16 protein-coding genes and 1 pseudogene are annotated in these 19,348 nt (G+C 61.9%); 3 read left to right on the top strand and 14 right to left on the bottom strand.

Annotated features, from left to right (window positions below; all coding sequences use genetic code 11):
- The first annotated feature begins 371 nt into the window (after positions 1 to 371).
- A complete protein-coding gene (locus LL253_RS19925) occupies positions 372 to 2,963 on the top strand; it encodes an excinuclease ABC subunit UvrA (protein WP_323133414.1) in 2,592 nt (863 codons plus the stop codon).
- Between the two features lie 256 nt (positions 2,964 to 3,219).
- Here LL253_RS19925 and LL253_RS14235 read toward each other — a convergent pair whose 3' ends face one another.
- From LL253_RS14235 to LL253_RS14195, 9 genes are all read right to left on the bottom strand, one after another.
- Complete coding sequence (locus LL253_RS14235) at positions 3,220 to 3,789, bottom strand: type 1 glutamine amidotransferase domain-containing protein (RefSeq protein WP_228227586.1); 570 nt, start codon at positions 3,787 to 3,789, stop codon at positions 3,220 to 3,222.
- Positions 3,790 to 3,820: 31 nt separating this feature from the next.
- Positions 3,821 to 4,960 (bottom strand): glutathione-independent formaldehyde dehydrogenase, encoded by a 1,140-nt coding sequence (locus LL253_RS19920; RefSeq protein WP_026109581.1) that lies wholly within the window; start codon positions 4,958 to 4,960, stop codon positions 3,821 to 3,823.
- A 299-nt stretch (positions 4,961 to 5,259) separates the two neighbouring features.
- The gene (locus LL253_RS14225) at positions 5,260 to 5,670 is read right to left on the bottom strand and encodes a GlcG/HbpS family heme-binding protein (RefSeq protein ID WP_133084297.1); all 411 of its coding nucleotides are present in this window, start codon (positions 5,668 to 5,670) and stop codon (positions 5,260 to 5,262) included.
- Positions 5,671 to 5,780: 110 nt separating this feature from the next.
- Positions 5,781 to 6,074 (bottom strand): putative quinol monooxygenase, encoded by a 294-nt coding sequence (locus LL253_RS14220; protein ID WP_017503034.1) that lies wholly within the window; start codon positions 6,072 to 6,074, stop codon positions 5,781 to 5,783.
- A gap of 110 nt (positions 6,075 to 6,184) precedes the next feature.
- Positions 6,185 to 6,925 (bottom strand): SDR family oxidoreductase, encoded by a 741-nt coding sequence (locus LL253_RS14215; RefSeq protein WP_133084299.1) that lies wholly within the window; start codon positions 6,923 to 6,925, stop codon positions 6,185 to 6,187.
- 76 nt (positions 6,926 to 7,001) lie between these two features.
- Positions 7,002 to 8,153, bottom strand: a complete 1,152-nt coding sequence (locus LL253_RS14210; protein WP_133084300.1) for an L-dopachrome tautomerase-related protein — start codon at positions 8,151 to 8,153, stop codon at positions 7,002 to 7,004.
- Positions 8,150 to 9,256, bottom strand: coding sequence for an NADH:flavin oxidoreductase/NADH oxidase (locus LL253_RS14205; RefSeq protein WP_375189000.1), 1,107 nt, complete (start codon positions 9,254 to 9,256; stop codon positions 8,150 to 8,152). The genes LL253_RS14210 and LL253_RS14205 overlap by 4 nt, the downstream gene beginning before the upstream one ends.
- Positions 9,256 to 9,714, bottom strand: a complete 459-nt coding sequence (locus LL253_RS14200; RefSeq protein WP_037543870.1) for a VOC family protein — start codon at positions 9,712 to 9,714, stop codon at positions 9,256 to 9,258. The genes LL253_RS14205 and LL253_RS14200 overlap by 1 nt, the downstream gene beginning before the upstream one ends.
- Positions 9,714 to 10,409 (bottom strand): type 1 glutamine amidotransferase domain-containing protein, encoded by a 696-nt coding sequence (locus LL253_RS14195; RefSeq protein ID WP_133084302.1) that lies wholly within the window; start codon positions 10,407 to 10,409, stop codon positions 9,714 to 9,716. Before LL253_RS14195 ends, LL253_RS14200 begins: the two co-directional genes overlap by 1 nt.
- 208 nt (positions 10,410 to 10,617) lie before the next feature.
- Between LL253_RS14195 and LL253_RS14190 the strand changes: the two genes are divergently transcribed.
- Complete coding sequence (locus LL253_RS14190; RefSeq protein WP_062344839.1) at positions 10,618 to 11,496, top strand: LysR family transcriptional regulator; 879 nt, start codon at positions 10,618 to 10,620, stop codon at positions 11,494 to 11,496.
- Between the two features lie 638 nt (positions 11,497 to 12,134).
- Here LL253_RS14190 and LL253_RS19915 read toward each other — a convergent pair.
- Genes LL253_RS19915 through LL253_RS14175 form a run of 3 tightly spaced genes read right to left on the bottom strand, consistent with a single transcriptional unit; the run spans position 12,135 to position 15,678 of the window.
- Positions 12,135 to 14,015 (bottom strand): DUF3732 domain-containing protein, encoded by a 1,881-nt coding sequence (locus LL253_RS19915; protein ID WP_228227585.1) that lies wholly within the window; start codon positions 14,013 to 14,015, stop codon positions 12,135 to 12,137.
- Positions 14,012 to 14,458: a three component ABC system middle component gene (locus LL253_RS14180; RefSeq protein ID WP_228227584.1), complete on the bottom strand. Its 447-nt coding sequence runs from the start codon at positions 14,456 to 14,458 to the stop codon at positions 14,012 to 14,014. Before LL253_RS14180 ends, LL253_RS19915 begins: the two co-directional genes overlap by 4 nt.
- Entirely contained in the window at positions 14,455 to 15,678 is a 1,224-nt protein-coding gene (locus LL253_RS14175) for a hypothetical protein (RefSeq protein ID WP_228227583.1), read from the bottom strand. The genes LL253_RS14180 and LL253_RS14175 overlap by 4 nt, the downstream gene beginning before the upstream one ends.
- Positions 15,679 to 16,400: 722 nt before the next feature.
- Here LL253_RS14175 and LL253_RS14170 point away from each other — a divergent pair.
- Positions 16,401 to 17,678: pseudogene (locus tag LL253_RS14170) on the top strand (YifB family Mg chelatase-like AAA ATPase); the annotation flags it as partial.
- 31 nt (positions 17,679 to 17,709) lie between these two features.
- Here the strand turns inward: LL253_RS14170 and LL253_RS14165 are convergent.
- Both LL253_RS14165 and LL253_RS14160 read right to left on the bottom strand, forming a co-directional pair.
- Positions 17,710 to 18,132 (bottom strand): bactofilin family protein, encoded by a 423-nt coding sequence (locus tag LL253_RS14165; protein WP_037542010.1) that lies wholly within the window; start codon positions 18,130 to 18,132, stop codon positions 17,710 to 17,712.
- Positions 18,071 to 19,249 (bottom strand): M23 family metallopeptidase, encoded by a 1,179-nt coding sequence (locus LL253_RS14160; RefSeq protein WP_228227582.1) that lies wholly within the window; start codon positions 19,247 to 19,249, stop codon positions 18,071 to 18,073. Before LL253_RS14160 ends, LL253_RS14165 begins: the two co-directional genes overlap by 62 nt.
- Positions 19,250 to 19,348: the final 99 nt, after the last annotated feature.

Raw genomic sequence — 19,348 nt, 5'->3', positions numbered from 1 at the left:
AATGGGCAAAGCGTCGCGATGCGGTAACAAGCGCCGAAGTGCGGTCGTTACATGCCGATAGTGGCACGGACCAGGGCCGCCTGGCCCAGGCGCTTACCAGCGGAGTGTGTGTGGCCTCGCCGCGCGACCCCACGGGAAAAATGGTTTTGTCGTAACCTTTGTCTAATGCTGGAAAAATATTTCAAAGGTGCCGAACATCGGGCCAGCCTGGCCGTTGGATGTATTGAGTCGGAAATGCATTCATCTGTTACCCGACTGTGATGAACCACTGACCGCACGGGCGTATAGGGCAGAAGACTGAATTGAAGAGCGAGGACATTCACGCGACGACGCCGGCCACCGATCATGGGCATACGGGGCCGCCCGCTTGCGTGCAGGTTCGCGGCGCGCGCCAGAATAACCTCAAGAATATTGACGTCGATGTACCGCGCGACGCCTTCGTGGTGTTCACCGGCATATCGGGCTCGGGCAAGTCATCGCTCGCGTTCGGCACCCTTTATGCCGAAGCCCAGCGGCGTTATCTGGAATCGGTTGCGCCCTATGCCCGTCGCCTGATCGACCAGGCCGGCGTGCCGGAGGTCGACGCGATCGACGGTTTGCCGCCTGCGGTCGCGCTGCAGCAGCAGCGCGGCTCGGCCAACGCGCGATCCTCGGTCGGCAGCGTGACGACGCTCTCCAGCCTGGTGCGGATGCTCTATTCGCGCGTCGGCGAATATCCGCGCCATCAACCCATGCTCTATGCGGAGGATTTCTCGCCCAACACGGTCGCGGGAGCCTGCGCGACCTGCCACGGCATCGGCCGCGTATATGACGCGACCGAAGAGACGATGGTTCCTGACGACAGCCTCACCATTCGCGACCGGGCGATCGCCGCCTGGCCGACCGCCTGGCATGGGCAGAACCTGCGCGATATCCTCGTTTCGCTCGGCTATGACGTCGATACGCCGTGGCGCGACCTGCCGAAAAAGGATCGCGACTGGATCCTCTTCACTGAAGAGACGCCGACGGTGCCGGTCTATGCGGGCCTGACGCCCGAACAGACCCGGACGGCGCTCAAGCGCCGCATGGAGCCGAGCTACCAGGGCACCTTCACCGGCGCGCGCCGCTATGTGCTGGAAACCTTCGCCAACACCAAAAGCGCGCTGATGAAGAAGCGCGTCTCGCAATATATCATCGGCCGCGATTGCCCGACCTGCGACGGCAAGCGCCTGAAGCGCGAAGCCTTGTCGGTGAAGTTCGCGGGCCTCGACATCGCCGAGTTCGGCGATCTGACGGTGTTGAAACTCCGGAACTTGCTCACGCCCGTCGCGCATGGCGAATATGGGGGCGCCGCGGCGGTCCCGAAGGGCCATGTCCTCGGCAAGGCGGCCCGCGATGCGGCGGTCGAACGGCGGGTCGCGGCAGGAGGTTCGGCGCACAAGGCTGCGCCCGACGTGCGCCGCACGCCCAATCTTTCCGATGAAAAGCGGGTCGCCGCACAGCGCCTCGCCTGCGAATTGATCGAGCGGCTGGACCCGCTGATCGATCTTGGCCTTGGCTACATTTCGCTCGACCGCAGCACGCCGACGCTCTCCTCCGGAGAGCTGCAGCGCTTGCGGCTTGCCACGCAATTGTCGTCACAGCTTTTCGGCGTGGTCTATGTGCTTGACGAGCCTTCGGCAGGGTTGCACCCGGCAGATGGCGAAGCCTTGCTCACCATCCTCGAGCGTCTCAAGGTGGCGGGCAACTCCCTGTTCGTCGTCGAACATGATCTCGACGTGATCCGCCGCGCGGAATGGCTCGTCGATGTCGGGCCAGGAGCCGGGGAAAAGGGCGGTGAAGTCCTCTACAGCGGGCCGCTAGAGGGGCTTGCCGACGTCGAGACTTCGATCACCCGCCGCTACCTGTTCGCAGAGCCGCTCCGCAGTGAGCGCACACCGCGCGATCCCAAGGCATGGCTACGCCTGGAAGGGATCAGGCGGAACAATCTCCATGGTCTCGACGTCGAGTTTCCCATCGGCTGCTTCACCGCTGTCACCGGCGTTTCGGGATCGGGCAAATCCAGTCTTGTCAGTCAGGCGCTGCCCGAGCTCGTCACGGAACACCTCGGCGGCTCCCCCGTGGCCGAGGAGGAGGATATCGATCCGCTGCTCGATGTTGCGCAGAACGACACTGAAGGACGCATTGTCGCAGGCATGGAGCATGTTCGCAGGCTGGTGCGGGTCGATCAGAAACCGATCGGCCGCACGCCGCGCTCGAACCTATCCACCTACAGCGGCATGTTCGACCATGTGCGGCGGATCTTCGCTGATACGCCGCTCGCCCGCCGGCGGCACTACAGCCCGGGAAGGTTCTCGTTCAACGTCGCGCAAGGCCGCTGCCCTGTGTGCGAGGGCGAGGGATACGTCATGGTGGAGCTGCTGTTCCTGCCGAGCGTTTTTGCCCCGTGCTCGACCTGTCATGGCTCTCGCTACAACCCGCAAACGCTCGAAGTCGAATGGAACGGGCGCAATATCGCCCAGGTGCTCGAACTGACGGTTGACGATGCGTGCGATTTCTTCGCTGGCGAGGCATCTGTGATGCGCTCCCTCGACGTGTTGCGGGAGATCGGTCTTGGCTATCTGAGGCTCGGTCAACCGGCGACCGAGCTGTCTGGCGGGGAGGCGCAGCGCATCAAGCTGGCGACTGAACTGCAACGCGCTCAACGCGGCAACACGATCTACATCCTCGACGAGCCAACTTCGGGGCTTCACCCCTCCGATGGCGACCGGCTGATGCGACACCTGCGGGGCCTCGTAGAAGCCGGCAATACCGTCGTAGTCGTCGAACATGACATGCGCGCCATCACACAGGCGGACTGGATCATCGACCTGGGACCGGGGGCCGGGGAAGATGGGGGCCGTATCGTTGCCAGCGGCGTCCCTGGCGTCGTTGCGGAAGCGGAAGGCAGTCTCACCGCCCGCTATCTCAAGGCGGCGCTGTAGGTCGTAAATCTGGCCGAACGCACGTTCGATCAGGTGCATCTCAATCACACGTTGGGTTGGGTCGAATCTGGAAGTGGGAGCCGGCGATGTGTCACCGCGGTTGACGCGGCTTAGGGTTTGGGTGCCCGTCAGGTGCGCCGTGTTCGTGTGATACGCGGCGTGGCGGACGGCCAATCGCTGGCCATCCGCCACGCTTGCTTTGTGCGGACCTTCTCCAGGGAGAGGGCCCTCACATGGTTCGTCGAAACGCCCCGCCTTAATTCCCTGCTGCGGGCGCTGCGCCGACACCTTCTGCGATTTCCTCAACGAGTTTGGCGCAGAAGGCGGGCAAATCATTGGGATCGCGGCTGGTAACAAGGCCGTTGTCGACCACGACTTCCTCATTGGTCCATGTACCGCCGGCGTTCTCGATATCGACCTTCAGCGTCGGGTAGGACGTCAAGGTGCGACCCTCAAGCACGCCCGCCTCGATCAATGTCCAAGGTGCATGGCATATAGCCGCAACAGTTTTTTTCTGATCGAAGAAAGCCCGGATGAAAGCAATTGCCTCGACGCTGCCGCGCAGCTTGTCGGCACCGACAGTCCCTCCGGGCACAACAAGTCCGTCAAAATCGTCGGCTTTCACCTCGGAAAACGTCTTGTCGATAGTATAGCTGGCGCCCTCGTCAAGATCGCCATTGACTGTGCGAGCCTTGCCCGGTTCAAAACTGACCACGGTCACTTTGCCACCAGCGTCCTCGACAGCTTGCTTGGGCTTCGAGAATTCTGGTTCTTCCGTCCCACGGGGTGCGATCAGAATGGCAATGGATTTGCCTTCCAAAGTCATAATTTATTTCCTATTCCGTCGAAGACTAAGGTCAGGTGCCCGGCTTGAGCACGACCTTCGTCCAGCCAGCGTCGCGCTCGTCAAAATGCTTGTAGGCGTCTGGTGCCTGATCAAGCGGCAGTCGGTGCGAGATGATTTGGGCAGGATTGGCCCGGCCTTGCTCGATAAGCTTCATCAGTCGCCGGTTGTAGTGCTTTACATTGCACTGGCCGGTGCCGATCTTCTGGCCCTTGAACCAGAAGTTGCCGAAGTCGAACGCCATCTTGCCTTCCTTCTGGAGATCGTCGGGCGCGTTCGGGTCTTCCGGAATGAACACGCCGACGACGCCGATTCCGCCGGTGGCCTTCGTGCTTTTGACGAGGCAGTTCATCGTGTAGTTGCTGCGCTCCTTGCCGTGGCGATCGCAACACTGATACCCGACCGCCTCGACCCCGCGGTCGGTCCCGAGGCCGCTGGTCGCGTCAAGGATCTGCTGGGCGGGATCGCCCTTGCGCATGTCGATCGGAATAGCGCCCATCGCCTTGGCCAGTTTCAGGCGGTCATCGTGAGAATCGACCACGAAGATCTGAGAGGCACCGCGGATCTCGGCTGAGTGCGCGGCCATCAAACCGACCGGACCGGCGCCGTAGATCGCGATGCTTTCGCCAGGCAGGAAACCCGACAGTTCGACGCCATGCCAACCGGTGGGGAAGATGTCGGAGAGCATGACATAGTCATCCTCCTTCTCCTCAGCGTCCTCAGGCAGTTTCAGACAATTGAAGTCCGCATAAGGAACGCGCATCAACTCGGCCTGACCACCTTGCCACGGACCCATCTCGGCAAAGCCATACGCTGCGCCGGCGGTTCCAGGGTTGGTGGTGAGGCAGAAACCCGTCAAACCGCGTTCGCAATTTTCGCAGAAACCGCAACCGACATTGAACGGCATGCACACGCGATCGCCCTTCTTGATACGATCTACCGCAGAGCCGACTTCGATGACCTCGCCAAGGTTTTCGTGACCGAAGACCCTGCCCTTCTCGAAGCTGGTACGGCCCTCATACATGTGAAGGTCCGACCCGCAGATATTGGTCGTGGTCAGCCGGATGATAACATCGGTCTGCTTTTCGATCTTGGGATCATCGATGGTGCTGACAGAAACATCTTTGGGCCCGTTGTACACGACAGCTTTCACGGATCTTTTCCTTTCGCAGCTCTTCTCAACGCGTCATCAAATCGACAGCTTGGTGATCCGGTCCATCGCAACGGCGGACGACATCGCACCCTTCCAAGTGATCTCAGTTTCCTGAACCTTCTGCCATCTGAGAGGTTCCTACCCGTATGGCCGTCCCGGGATCGATTTATTGCGGTTTTCTGAATAACTGGGCCAGAACAGCCGAATAACGCGCTAAAAGGAGGCGACCCGCGCCGCGCGGGAGGCACGCCCGGCGCCCGAGCGCCGCCGCCGACTGAGCCGGCGCCGCGCTCCAAGGCTCAGCCGCGCGCGAACGCCTGCGCCGCTGCCTCGGCCACGCCCTCGTCCTGCTTGCCGGTGCCGCCCGACACGCCCACCGCGCCGATCACCGTCTCGCCCTCCTTGATCGGCATGCCACAGGCGAAGATCATCACCTTGGCGCCGTTGGAGGCATGGATGCCGTAGAGGTCGGCGCCCGGCTGGGCGAGCTTCGCCAGCGCCTTGGTCTCGACGTCGAACGCGCGCGCCGTCCACGCCTTGCCGATCGCGATGTCGACGCTGCCGCGCCACGCATCGTCCATCCGCGCGAACGCCAGGAGGCAGCCGCTCGCGTCCACCACCGCGATGTTCGTCGGGTTGCCGATCCGTTCGGCCTCCGCGATCCCCGCATCGATGATCGTCCGCGCGTCGAGCGTCTGGATGGCGTGCATGGCGTGTCTCCGTGGCCAGTCCGGGGAAAACCGCTCGACGCACGCCGCCGCGCCCGTGTTTCCCCCACGCGGGCGATGAGAGCGACGCGCTAGGGTGCCGACTGCTTCCGCTATTTCGCGGCCAGCAAGGTGAACTTGTGAATCTGCGGCGGTTCGGAAAACAGTTCGTCTGCCTTGTCCATCAATGCGGCGGCAACCTTGCCGTCGAGATGGGCCTGCCGATCCTCCTCTGTGTCGAACGTATCGAAAATCGCGTACGCACCGGGACCTTCCTCGATCGCATACCAGGTCAGAGTGCCCGCCTCAGCTTGAACGAGCGGCAATGCCGAGGTCAGGAAATTGGCGACATCACGCTCTTTTCCGGGCTTGGCCTTCAGTGGTACATACAGGGCAAGTTTGGGCATAAATGACTCCCCAAGTGAAACGGGCAGATGTTATTCGGCAAAGTAACGGACGAGCGGGCCGGTCGTTCCCCATGAGGCGGAGCACAGGCGGCCCCGCCTCCTGGTCGAAATCAGAATTGCTGTGCGGTCGGCCGGATGACGATCGCGTTGACGTCGACGTCATCAGGTTGTTCGACAGCGAACGCGATAGCACGCGCCACCGATGCCGCCGGGATGGCCTGTTTGTAGAAGTCCAGCACCGTCTTGGCAGCCGCGCCAGAGGTCGTGAACTTCAAATCGCTTTCGACAGCTCCAGGCTCGATTGACGTGACCCGGACCTTTTCCCCCACCTCATGGCGCAAGCCCTCGCTGATCGCGCTGACGGCGAACTTGGTGCCGGAATAGACCGTGCCGCCCGGTGCGAAGACCTTGATGCCCGCAACCGAGCTCAAGTTGATGATGTGACCGCTGCCCTGCTCGAGAAAGCCGGGAAGGGCCGCAGCGATGCCGTAGAGCGTGCCCTTCAGATTGACGTCGATCATCTGGTCCCACTCGTCGGTGTTGACCTCGGCCATCGGACGGATCGGCATCAGACCGGCGTTGTTGATCAGTACGTCGAGACGGCCGAAGTCGGCGACGATCGCGGCGACGACGGACTGGACCGCCGACTTGTCGGTGACGTCGAGCGCATAGGCGCGTGCCGTTCCGCCGTTCTCGGCGATCTGCGCGACGACCTCGTCGAGCTTGTCCTTGCGTCGTGCGGCGATGGCGACCTTCGCACCGCGTTCGGCGAGAAGCCGCGCGGTTTCCGCGCCGATGCCGCTGCTGCCGCCGGTAATGAGAACGACCTTGCCTTCGATACCCTTTGTCATGTCTGTATTCCTTCAAGTCAGTTGTTGATTTTTCGCCGGATCGCGGCCCCGCGCGAGCCTGCCCGGGCTGATGGGGTCACCGCGAGCGCAAGAGGACGGGCCCGGCGCCCACCCGGATGCGGAGCAGCTCGTAAGGCTTGCGGCGCAAATCCCGCCCGCCGTGGAAGCCGGGTTGGCGGTGGAGCTGGTTGGCGGTGAAGTAGAGATAGCCGCCGGTGCCGATCGACAGTGTGTCGGGCCAGCTGATGCGGGGGTCGCTCACCACCGTCGTCCAGCGGCCCTGGTCGAGCACGCGGATCGCGTTGTTCTCGTAATTGCCGGCGAACACGCGGCCCCGGTCGTCTTCGGCAATCCCGTCCGAGGCGCCTTTGCGCCCCAGGCTGCGGACCGCGCGGCCCAACTCCTCCTCGGACACCGCGGGATCGCGCAGCATCGCCGTGGGCACCGCGTGCAGCGTTCGGCCCGACAGTGGACCGTAATACAGCAGGCTGCCGTCGGCGCTGAGCGCAATCGCGTCGCTTGCGATCGCGACCGGCGTCGCGGGGCCGTCGGCCGGGCGGTTCATGAGCACCGCGCCGTCGACAACCGGGGTGAAGCCGGGCTCCGGGTTGGTCGTCGCATGGTTCGACAGGCGCCGGATCGCACGCCCGCTGGCGATATCGACGACGATGATGCCGCCGACACCAGCGTTGCTGCTGTCGGTGATGTAGGCGACGCCTTCGGCGCCCTGACGCAGATCGAAGCGCACGTCGTTGAGGTAGGTCGTGGGCAGCACCACGCTGGGCGGCAGGACGATCGTCTTCACCACCCGGTCGGTCGCAAGATCGATCGCCACCAGTTTTGCACCGCCGGCCTGCGGCTGAGAGAAATTGGGAGCAGCCGTGTCGAGCACCCACAAGCGATTGGCGCCGTCAGCCACCACGCTCTGCACCGAGATGAAATGCCCCGCCGGGTCGGCCGGATCGGGCCGGTTGGTCGCGGCATCGGGATAAGGCACCGCCTTGCCGTCGACCAGTTCGGCAACCGTGAACGGCGCGTTGTCGCCCCATTGCGGAAAGTTGACGAAGATGCGCCCGTTGGGGGCGATGGTCACGCCCGTCGGCATCGCGCCATCGAAGGTCGCGACCTGTTCGATTTGCGGCGCGGATGCACCGTCGCGAGTGGTCGCGCAGGCGGTAAGCGAGAGGGCAGCGCCCGCGGCAAGAAGCAGTTTGACGGAGATTTTCATGGCGTCATTTCCTTGAGAATGCGGCCCACTTCGTGAGGCTCGGACCGGAAATATTGCGGGGGCGCCTTGACCGATGCACCAAGCGCGGCGGCGGCGTGCCAGGCCCAACGCGGATCCCACAGCGCAGCGCGGGCAATCGCTATGGCGTCGGCATGCCCGTCTTCTAGGATGCGCTCCGCCTGGTGCGGATCGGTGATCAAGCCAACAGCGATTACAGGCATAGCGACCGCGTCCTTGACCGTGCGGGCCAGCGGTACCTGATAGCCGGGGCCGACCGGGATCTGCTGGCGCGGGTCGAGCCCGCCGCCGGAGACGTGGATCGCCGCGCAACCGCGCCGCTCCAGTTCCTGCGCAAACCTTGCGGTTTCTTCCGCTGTCCAGCCGCCTTCAACCCAGTCAGTCCCGGAAACGCGAACGGTCACCGGGCGGTCGGCCGGAAACGATTCGCGCACGGCATCGAACACTTCCAGCGGGAAACGCATCCGGTTGTCGAGGCTGCCGCCGTATTCGTCGCCGCGCCGGTTGGAGATCGGCGAAAGAAACTCGTGAAGCAGATAGCCATGCGCGGCGTGGATCTGGACGGCTTCGATGCCGAGCCTGCCGGCGCGCCGGGCGGCATCCGCGAACGCCTCCCGGATGCGGGCAAGCCCTGACTTGTCCAGTTCGACAGGGGGATGGTGGTCCGGAGCGAAGGGAATGGCGCTGGGTGCCACGGTCTGCCAGCCATTCTCCGTATCGGGGGGAAGCTGCGCTCCGCCGTGCCACGGCTTGGCGCTGCTCGCCTTGCGGCCGGCATGGGCCAGCTGGATGACGAGCGGCATGTCCGACCACTGACGGACGCTTTCTAGCACGCTTCGCATCGCCGCTTCGGTACGGTCATCGTACAGGCCGACGTCACCGTAGGTGATGCGACCTTCGGGGCTGACAGCGGTCGCCTCTATCGTCAGCGCGCCCGCGCCCGACAGCGCCAACTGGCCGAGATGCATCCGGTGCCAATCGGTCATCGCGCCCTCCTCGGCAGAATACTGGCACATCGGCGCGATAACGATGCGGTTGGCAAGCCGCAGCCCCGCGACCTCGAGCGGTTCGAACAGGCGCGCCATCACCATGCGCCCGTGTTGGGCATGGAGGCCCAGGGTTCGGCCGGGGCCATGTGTTCGCCTTTTTGGAGCAGTTCGATCGAGATCCCGTCCGGCGAGCGGACGAACGCCATGTATCCGTCGCGCGGGGGGCGATTGATCGTCACGCCGCCCGCTTGCAGCCGCGCGCACGTCTCGTAGATGTCGTCGACCCCGTAGGCGAGATGGCCGAAGTTTCTGCCCCCCGTGTAAGTCTCGGCAGCGCTGCCGTCCTCGGGCGGCCAGTTGTACGTCAGTTCGACCTCGGCATCGCCCTGCTCGCCGTCGCCGCGGAAATCCTCGTCGGCGGCAAGGTAGATCAGCGTGTAACGCCCGGCCTGGTTCTCCATGCGCCGGGTCTCCTTGAGACCCAGCAGCGTGAAGAACCGGATCGCTGCCTCGGGATCGGCGACGCGCAGCATGGTGTGGAGATAGCGCATGATCAGGCGACCTTGTCCTTGAGGGCTTCCATCACGAGCTCTGCGGTGAGGGTAGCGCTGGCGGGGTTCTGGCCGGTCACCAGATTGCCGTCGCGCAGGGCGAAGGGGGCAAAATCGGGGCCGCCCTCGTGCTTGCCGCCGAGTTCCTTGAGACGCGTTTCGAGGAGGAACGGCACCGCCTGATCGAGACCGACCGCGCGTTCCTCGCTGTCCGTGAAGCCCGCGACACGGCGGCCGGCGACGAAGGGCGTGCCATCGGCCTTCTTCGCCGAGACCAGCCCTGCCGGTCCATGGCAGACGGCGGCGACGATCTTGCCTTCGCGGTCGAAGCGTTCGACCAGGCGGGCCAGTTCGTCACTGACGGGGTAATCGAACATGGTGCCGTGGCCGCCCGGCAGGAACAGCACGTCGTAGCCGGCGGGATCGATGCTTGTGAATACAAGGGTGCTGGCAACCTCGGCCTTCAGGGCCTCGTCCTTCAGATAGCGCTCGACCGAAGCGTCGTTCTCGCCGTCGGCGTTGACGCTACGCTGGTCGACGGGGACGGCGCCACCCTTGATCGAGGCCAGCGTAACCTCGGCGCCCGCATCGCGGAACGCGTAGTACGGGGTGGTAAGTTCCTCGAGCCAGACGCCCGTCGGTTCGGTGCCGGGAGTCATGCGGTCGGCGGAGGTGGCCACCATGAGAATGCGGGTCATCGTCAGTTGTCCTTTTCTAGTGATGTCGGGAACACGAGCAAACGCACCCGCCGGCGCCGCGCCCGCCACCAGGACAGCGGTGAGGGCTTGAGCAATTGGCGGCGATTTTGCTTCGATCGTTCCTTTCGGCGGCTTAGATACGCAGGGAACGGCATCATGAAATCCAGCGGGAATGGCGGACGGCCATAAATCCGGTTATGGAACCGGAATGTCCCTCCTGCAGTTGCGCACCTTCGTCGAAGTCTACCGCCGTCGTTCACTGAGCGAGGCGGCCCGGGCAATCGGCATCACCCAACCGGCTGCGTCGCAGCACATCGCATCGCTCGAGGCGCAATTGGGCCGTCCCTTGTTCGATCGCCATTCGCGGGGTGTTCGACCAACAGCGATTGCCGACGATCTCGCGGCTTCGATCGGAAGCAGCCTCGACACGGCGGAATCGGCACTGGCCAGCGCGCGGGCCCGATCGTCGCGCATCTCGGGCACGGTCCACATCGCCGCGCCGTCGGACCTACTGGGAGAGATGATCGCGCCCCGACTGGCGCCGCTGCTGGATGCGGGGCTAGACCTGCGCCTGCATATCGGCGGGCGCGAGGCGCTCTATGCCTTGCTGCTCGAAGACAAGGTGCACCTAGCCGTCACCGCCTCGCAGCCCGAAGATCCGCGGTTGGCCTTTCATGCGCTGGGCGAAGAGCACCTGCGCGCCGTAGCCTCGCCCGCCGTGGCCATGCGGATTGCCGAATTGCCGCTTGCCGACGGGCTCAACCGGACGGCCCACCTCGCCTACGACCTCGACCGACCGCTGCTGCGTACCTGGCTCCATGCAAACCAGATCGAGCTGACGAGCCAGCCCGCGTTGACCGCGCCCGATCTGAGGGTGCTACGGTCGGGATTGTGCGCGGGTCTCGGCTGGACGGTGATGCCCGGCTATCTCACCCGCAGCGAACGCGCTGCCTGCACGCTGATCGAGATACCTGCCCCGGTCACGGTGCCGCGCAACGCTTACTACCTTGTCTGGGCACGCTCATCGCTGCGACACCCGCGCGTGGCCATGGCTCGGGACGCCCTGATTGCTGCACTCCGAAAATAATGGTGGCCACGCCTGTTGGGCCGTGAGCGCAATGTCGGGTCTGAACCAGTTGAGCGCTGGCGAAACGAATGGCGGCTTTCGGGATCGTCGGCTACAAGGCCGAACGTCCGAATTTAGGGCCCATTGCTGCCAGACGGTTTCACGGCGACCGAGCGGCAGGTTTTGGCAGAAGCTGTCGTTGAAAGCGCGACCGGCGAACGACGCATCTTGGTCGCCTGCTACCGGACGCTCGTGGGACTTTCCGGCCTGTCGGCTTACCGGCGCCGGCCACGGGAAGCCGCCGTTCGCTCGGCGATCTGCGCGGCGTGAGGTTTACGGCTTGGGATGGGACTTTGTGCTCGGTCCGGTCTGGAGCGGCGACAGCAGGATAGCGGACATTCAATGCGCGGGCCCTCATGTCCGCTTTGCGCCCATCCAAGCCGTTCAATTGGGAACTTTTCGTACCTACGAGCGGACATTCCGCTTATGACTGGGCTTGGGACATTCCTGCCGATCGGCGACGCCAATGGGAATGTCCGGCTACGCCCAGACCGGTCAATCGTAGATCGCCGGAAGCTCTCGCTGCACTGTCCGGGTCTGCGGACGACCCGGAACGGTAGCTTCATAGCCGCGTAGACTGGGTAGTGGGCAGCCCTAACCTAGCTGCTGGCTTGCGCGCCTTGAATTAGCGCATTGCCATCCCTGAATATCTCGACGAGATGGAAATTTTCAAGACCTTCCCAATACTTTGGGTTGATGTGTTCGAACAGTATGATTTGGAATTCCTTGCCCAAGCTGTTCGCTTGAGTAATGAAATGGTTGAGCAGTTTAAGGGCAGTATGGACCTTGGCAACGTCACTCTCATTAACGTCCCGATCCTGTTCATCGGGTCGCTCATTCTCCACGCCGTCGTTCTCGTCATTTCCCCAGTAGGGCCTAGAAAACTGATCGATGATGAGAAATGGCGCCACATGCTGCCCTCCATTCGACATAATGACCTCGTGCAATCCGAGGAAAAGAAACAGGTGAAGGAACATGTGGTTTGAGCTGCTGCCAACGTTCTCGATGAATGCAGTCTTTGGTTTTCTTAAGTGAAGCTTCTTCTCTTTGTAATCGAATGCAGAGCGATACTCTCCATAATTACCTAGAGCTACGTTGGATAAGGCGATATATTCTTGGATTGTTTCGTCAAGAACGCTGGTGAAATGCTTCCGGCGTTCCTCTGGTGATAGAACAGTGAGTTCTTCGATTTTTCTTTCCAGATTTTCGATTTCAGCTTCGAAATTGCGCGGACTTTTCTGATCCGTTCCCGCGAACATCTCAAGCTTGGCCTTCGTCTCACCAATGAAAATATATCGCTCTTTTTCGTTCTCAAAGACTGCGCTACCCGAAGGCAGCGCCTGAAGTTCCCCCTGCAGCCGCTCGCGTTGACCTTCCAGTTCTTTGATTAACTCTCCGACATTGCTCTCCAGAGGGTTCTTCTTAGATATCTCCGCCTTGATCTCGTGCAAGCCCTCTTCCAGTCGGTCCAGGATTTCGGAGAAAACGGAAGTGCGAACGGTATCCGCGTGATTGTCCTTTAGAGAGGCGATCGGCTTTAGACTGTCGGCGGTCTCGGACAGAACATTCTTGTGCGTGGTATATTCGCCCAGGAATTTGCGAAGACCCCTGATCTTTCTGGAAACGCGATAAAGTTCAGCAGAGATTTCCTCGTATCGCCCCGAGACAAACAATCCCGGACCCGCCTCCCTTTCCACTACCATCCGCTGCAAAGTCGCCACCGCTTGCTCGGCATCAGAATTGTCGGCGATGAGGCCGTAGGACATTGCGCGGGCGGTCGTCTCCGCAAGCTCGCCGTAGAACGTCTCGCGATTTTCGTCTGTTTTTAACGATTGTTTCTGCAGGCGCGCCAAGCTCCTTTCAAGCTGCGCGCGCTTATCGCGCTTGAGGATATTTTCGACAGTGTCGATTCCCACGGCGATGTCGAATATGCGCGGCAACGCTTCTCGGGAGCGGGGCTGATCCTGCTTGTCGAAAAATTGCTCGCTGTGGGTGATGATGTCCTGCGAAATCGTGTTGAACAGCAGGAAATAGCGAAGCGATATACGCGAACCTGTTCGCAAAACTTGCCCGCCGAATGGGATTTTAACATCCTGATCGATACCGAAATCGGCACCGAGCAGCGCCTTCAGGGCCGGTTCCCGGATGTTTGCCTCGGGGGCTTCGTCGGGGATCTCTCCAATGGACGAGAAGTAATAGTCACTCGAGATAGCTGAGCCGCTAGGTGCCCTTCTTGCCAGCGTATAGACCTTGTCGTTCACATGGATCTTCAGCCCATACCACAGGGTGCTTTCGTTGATGATGCTTTCCGAAATACGGTGCCGGCTGGCGAAGAAGCAGTAATCAAAGATATCAAGGATTGCGGTCTTACCCGTGTGGCTGGCGCCGGTGATCACGTTCACTTTGTTTGGAAGAAACGACAGGGTCCGGGTTTCACCACTGGCCAGCCAGAGATGAAGGCTTTCGATATGGAATTTCACAGTTCGATCCTCGCATTGAGGTAGAAAACGTCCGCGCTGCCCGCAATGAGGGCGGCGATATTAGACGAGGCGCGATGAATCCGTTCGGCCCGGTTACCCATGGCCGCGGTGATCGGCATTGGCGTGGCAATGGCAGCGCCGTCTGCGCGAAATTCAAGGCAGCCGATCTCGTTCAACAGCTGAAGCGCATTGACTGTCGGCGCCAGACCAGCGCGATAGCGCTCGGCAAAGTTGTAGAAGTATCGGGTTTCCTCGATGAAGTACTGCTCAAAACCAATGACACGGAACTTACCGTGTGCGAGCTGCCTTACCATATCGCGATGCGCAACAATCGGCAGGATCAACATCAATCGCGGGAACGTCAGAAATTCGGCCTTCTCCAAGACGGCCGAGATCGCGAAAGCATCAATACCGAGATTGTTATAGAAGCTGATCAGTTTCAATTGTAACGATCTTTCCAGTTGTGCAGCCAGCCCATTACGGGCCGATCGGACAATTCGTAGAAACCCCCGTTGCTCATTCTGATGGGCAGTTCCTGCGAGGCGAGGGGAAGTCTAACTTTGCGGAGGTCTTGAACGATACCTCGCGCGGCTGTCGCCGCTGTCGCCTCGTCCGGTGGTGGTCGACGCCCGGGATACTGCGCCGAGAATGCGTTATCCCAGTGAGCGTCGGCCTCTTGCTCAAGGTCATAGACATCGGTCTGTGTTATGTCGCCGTCCTGAATCCATTGTTCGACATTATCGCGGAAATTCAATCGCATGGTGGTGAACTTCATCAGGATTTCGACGTCATCTGCCGCAATATCACCAATATCCACGAGCTGTTTGATGAAGGTCTGGTCCGAAAGATTTGCAGGTAAGGCTGGGGTAAGATCTCTGATCACGAACCCCGCACTTCTCGCCTTATCAAAATCTCGCCGGTATTCGACGTTGAATTGCTCAAAGCTGAAGCTGATTTTTCCTCCCGCTTTCACCGTCTCAAAGGAGTTCATTCGGAGTTTGGAATCTACGGCGTGAAATACGTCATCAACCCTAGTGGGGTGAATTTGCTTTTCTAAAATCGATGCTTTGCAACGGGCGATGATCTCATCGAAATCCAGTCCGAACGATAAATTCAGAAGAAATGCCGCTAACACACCAGGGTCAAGGTTCAGGAGATCGTCGATATATCCTTGAATGGTCTTGTCTTTGGTCTTGGCCTTGAGCGCGCCGATATCTGATATGAAATCAGCTTGCGATTTGGTACCGTTTGAGAACTCGTCAATCGAAGACAAGACGGAGTTCAGAGCGTTGCTAGACTTGTTGGACGCGAGCAAGAATGAGGTTTTTTTCAAAAATGCCAGTTGGTCAGCCACGGCTGTCCGTCCGTCTGCCGGATCGGCAATCACTTTGCACCAGTTGGAAATTGATTTCCAGAGATCGGGGTCAAGCGTCGTGAGGTTTATAGGGTCGCCTTGCGCGTTTGTCTGGACGGTGTGTTTCAATTGGACGAGCAATGTTTTGCCGTCCGCGCGCTCGATGTGAACATCATCCAGAACTTCGTAGCCCGCAGTTTGGCCGCTCTTCAGGTTCAAGAGCTCATTCAGAAAATAATAATACTGGTAGTCGAATCCGATTGACTTGTCTTCTGCGCTTGTCTTGTCGACGCGCGACCTCTCGTTCATACCCCACCTATCGAACGTGCAGGAATCTAATACCCCTCTGCAACTTTGAAAAAGTCTAGCATTTCGATGGTACCAGTCAATCAGTCGCTCCTGCCGTCTGACACGGCATGAGGGAATGACGACTTTATACCAGACCCGGCTAGCCCGAGAATCCCAGCGCAATGTGAATGGACGGCAGGTTTCAGTTCGCAGATGGGGATGCCAAACGGCAGCAATGTCCGCGCCTGCCGCCCGTATGGTCGGACGTATACCAATGGCAGGTTTCGACGAGGTCGGACATTCAAGCGCGTTCTGCTGAACGGCGAGATCTGGTCGACTGCCGACTTCACGTGAGCGTCAGCTATCCCCATCGCCCGGCTCCAATCCGGACATTCGCCTAACGGGCGTTCAAAACGTTCGCCTCGCGACCGTGCTAAAGCACTGCTAGACGTTGCGCTGTTCCAGATCTCTACCGGATCGGCAACTGCGCTGTTTCGTCGCCGGCTCAAAACACAAGAATGTTGCGACTGCCCAACTGCCCCTCAAGTGTGACCGGGCCCACTGCTTGGCAGCAGTGGGTCCGGGCGCCATGCCGGAATCGTACCACCATCAGCAGGGGCTGCGCTGCGCTAAGCCGATGGCTACGCGCAGCCCCTGCTGTCCGCACGAACTATTCCACCTCACTATCGGCATCTCGTCCTGAAACCTCACTTTCATACGGTTCTGTGCAATAGGGTAAAAGATCGCATTTCGACCTGCCGATCGCGCTCGCCCTGTTGGGAGCGATGGGCGTGATCGACGCCGAAACCCTTTCGGGCTATGTCGTTGTTGGCGAACTGGGTCTGGACGGGCGCACCGCGCCGTCGCCGGGCGTGTTGCTGGCCGCGCTCCATGCGGGAAGCCAGGAAATGGGGCTGGTCTGCCCCGCCGCGCAGGGGGCGGAGGCGGCCTGGGCTGGGCAGGTGGAAGTGGTTGCCGCACCGGATCTGCTTAGCCTTCTCAACCATTTCAAGGGCACGGCCGCGCTGTCGCCGCCGCAGCCCGGCATCGTGGAATCACCGCCGCGCACCGCCGACCTCAAGCAGGTGAAGGGCCAGGAAGTCGCCAAGCGCGCGCTGGAGATCGCCGCGGCCGGAGGCCATAATCTACTGATGGTCGGGCCGCCGGGCGCGGGCAAATCCCTGATGGCAAGCTGCCTGCCGGGCATCCTGCCCGACATGACCCCGTCCGAGGCGCTGGAAAGCTCCATGGTCGCAAGCGTCGCCGGAACGCTGGAAGGTGGACGCATCAGCCGGGCGCGGCCGTTCCGCAATCCACATCACAGCGCATCCATGGCCGCGCTGGTCGGTGGCGGGCTGAAAGCGCGGCCGGGCGAGGTCAGCATGGCGCATCTGGGCGTATTATTCCTCGACGAACTGCCGGAATTTCAGCGCACCGTGCTCGATTCGCTGCGCCAGCCGCTGGAAACGGGTGAGGTCACGGTGGCGCGGGCCAATGCGCATGTGACTTTCCCGGCCAGAGTACAGTTGATTGCTGCGATGAACCCGTGCCGGTGCGGTCATCTGGGCGATCCGGCGCTCGCCTGCTCCCGCGCCCCGCGTTGCGCCGCGGATTACCAAGCCAAGGTGTCCGGGCCGCTGCTTGACCGCATCGACCTGCATGTCGAGGTGCAGGCCGTGACCGCCGCCGATCTGGTGCTGCCGCCGCCGGCCGAAGGATCGGCCGAGGTCGCCGCGCGCGTGGCGGCAGCGCGGGCGGTGCAGACGGCCCGCTATGCCGGCACGTCGACACGGACCAATGCCGAAGTGGATGGGGAGCGGCTGGAAGAGGTTGCCGGGCCGGACGAGGCGGGGCGGCAGTTGCTGGCGCAGGCCGCCGCCGCGATGAAGCTGTCCGCGCGAGGATATACGCGCGTGCTGCGTGTCGCGCGGACGATCGCCGACCTTGCAGGCGCAAACTCTGTTGGCCGCGTCCATGTGGCCGAGGCCTTAAGCTACCGGCGGCGAGCGCCAGTCAATTAACCTGATGGATGCCGAGCACGCTGAGCGACGTTTATTCGGCCGCTTCGTTTGCCAGCAGCTTGATCTCGGCGGACGCTTCACTGGCCTTGGGGCTGAACCGGCCTTCGATCCGGCTGCCCGGCTCGATCGTGATGCGTTCGTACACGACGTCGCCTGTGATCCGTGCGCTGCTTTCCACCACCAGTTCGCCAGCCGCGATCGACCCGTCGACCAGGCCCGCAAGCCGCGCGCTTTGCGCCGTCACATGGCCGATGATCCGGCTGTCAGGTCCCTGGACCAGCGCAGCGCACCGGATATCGCCTTCCACAACGCCATCGACATGCAAATCAACGCTGGCTGACAGGTCGCCGGTGATCGTCACGTCCCCGCCGATCAGCGAGAAGGGAATGGACTTACCCCCGGTTGCCGACGTCGGCAAAGCGGGCCTTGGCGATTTGCTGGACTTGGAGAACATCTTTGCGGGCCTCCAGAAAGCGGCGGGGATTGATGGCCTGGCCATTGAGCCGGACCTCGAAATGCAGATGCGGCCCTGTCGAGCGGCCGGTCGAACCCATGCGGCCGATCGTCGCACCCCGCGCGACCTTGTCGCCGATATGGGCGGCAAAGCCCGACAGATGCGCGTAGCGGGTCATGATGCCATTGCCATGCGTCACTTCCACGACATTGCCATAGCCGCTGCGCTGGCCAACGAAGCTGACCTTGCCATCGGCAGCGGCATTGATCGGCTGGCCGCGATGGCCGGGGAAATCCAGACCCGCGTGAAAGGCGGCGTGGCCGTTGAACGGGTCGCGGCGATAGCCATAGGAACTCGACAACATCGGTGTGCTGGTCGGCTGGCCTGAAGGAATGGACAGGAGACTGCGTTCCAGAAACTCCATCCGCGCCATCGCATCGGCCAGTTCTTCCAGTTCTCCGGTCAACGCCTTTTCATCGCCGTTCCAGGGAACGAACGGGCCGCCCTGCGCGCGCGCTGCGTTGCGCGCCAATTTGTCAGGGTCCAGCCCGAAGCTGCGGATCGCGGCCGCGGCGCGCTCGGCGCGCCGTTCCACGGCGCCCGTCAGCAGCAGGGCGAAGCGCCGCTGCCGATCCTGAAGGCGCATCAAGGGCGCGGCTTCGGGTGCGATGCTGATCTTGGTCTGCTGCGCGGCCTTTTCATCCTGCCCGTCCGTACCCAGCAGATCCTCGCCAGCCTTGTCGTCATCGCCGCCAAAATGCGCGCGATAGAGTTCGTCCATGAAATCCTGGCGCGCTTCCAGGTCTTGCGCCAGTTGGTCGACAGACTTGCGGTAGTCGGCGACCTTGCCGGCGGCCTTGGCGACAGACTGGCCCTTCGCCGCCAGCGCGGCGCGCTCCTGCTTCAACGCCATGCCATCGATCGCCATGGCGGCGGTGACACCGCCCCAGCCAAGCAACAGTGCAGCCGTGCCGCCCAGCGTCCAAAGCTGGGCGCGGCGACTGATACGGAGGAATTTGACCTGGCCGCCCGAACGCAGGAAAATTTCCCGCTCAGGGCAAAGCGCATTCCACCATGCGCGGAGGGCGACGGCCCTCTGGCTATTCAACTGCAACAATGACGACCCCGTGCTCTTTTCGACTCGGGCCGGTAGCAAAGCATGGCGCCGGGCGCGAATCCCCGGCTCCGGACTCGTGACGAGTCGAAGGGGTGGCGC

It is taken from the genome of Sphingobium soli, assembly GCF_020782245.1.
Taxonomy (GTDB): domain Bacteria; phylum Pseudomonadota; class Alphaproteobacteria; order Sphingomonadales; family Sphingomonadaceae; genus Sphingobium; species Sphingobium soli.
Note: the sequence above shows the minus strand (reverse complement) of the source record. Positions and strands in the feature narration are given on the sequence as shown.

What these genes read in the sequence shown, in the direction of transcription:
- LL253_RS14235 (WP_228227586.1), bottom strand. Translation starts at nt 3,789, where the DNA reads ATGACTTTGGAAGGCAAATCCATTGCCATTCTGATCGCACCCCGTGGG.
- LL253_RS14225 (WP_133084297.1), bottom strand. Translation starts at nt 5,670, where the DNA reads ATGCACGCCATCCAGACGCTCGACGCGCGGACGATCATCGATGCGGGG.
- LL253_RS14220 (WP_017503034.1), bottom strand. Translation starts at nt 6,074, where the DNA reads ATGCCCAAACTTGCCCTGTATGTACCACTGAAGGCCAAGCCCGGAAAA.
- LL253_RS14215 (WP_133084299.1), bottom strand. Translation starts at nt 6,925, where the DNA reads ATGACAAAGGGTATCGAAGGCAAGGTCGTTCTCATTACCGGCGGCAGC.
- LL253_RS14210 (WP_133084300.1), bottom strand. Translation starts at nt 8,153, where the DNA reads ATGAAAATCTCCGTCAAACTGCTTCTTGCCGCGGGCGCTGCCCTCTCG.
- LL253_RS14205 (WP_375189000.1), bottom strand. Translation starts at nt 9,256, where the DNA reads ATGGCGCGCCTGTTCGAACCGCTCGAGGTCGCGGGGCTGCGGCTTGCC.
- LL253_RS14195 (WP_133084302.1), bottom strand. Translation starts at nt 10,409, where the DNA reads ATGACCCGCATTCTCATGGTGGCCACCTCCGCCGACCGCATGACTCCC.
- LL253_RS14190 (WP_062344839.1), top strand. Translation starts at nt 10,618, where the DNA reads ATGTCCCTCCTGCAGTTGCGCACCTTCGTCGAAGTCTACCGCCGTCGT.
- LL253_RS14175 (WP_228227583.1), bottom strand. Translation starts at nt 15,678, where the DNA reads ATGAACGAGAGGTCGCGCGTCGACAAGACAAGCGCAGAAGACAAGTCA.
- LL253_RS14165 (WP_037542010.1), bottom strand. Translation starts at nt 18,132, where the DNA reads ATGTTCTCCAAGTCCAGCAAATCGCCAAGGCCCGCTTTGCCGACGTCG.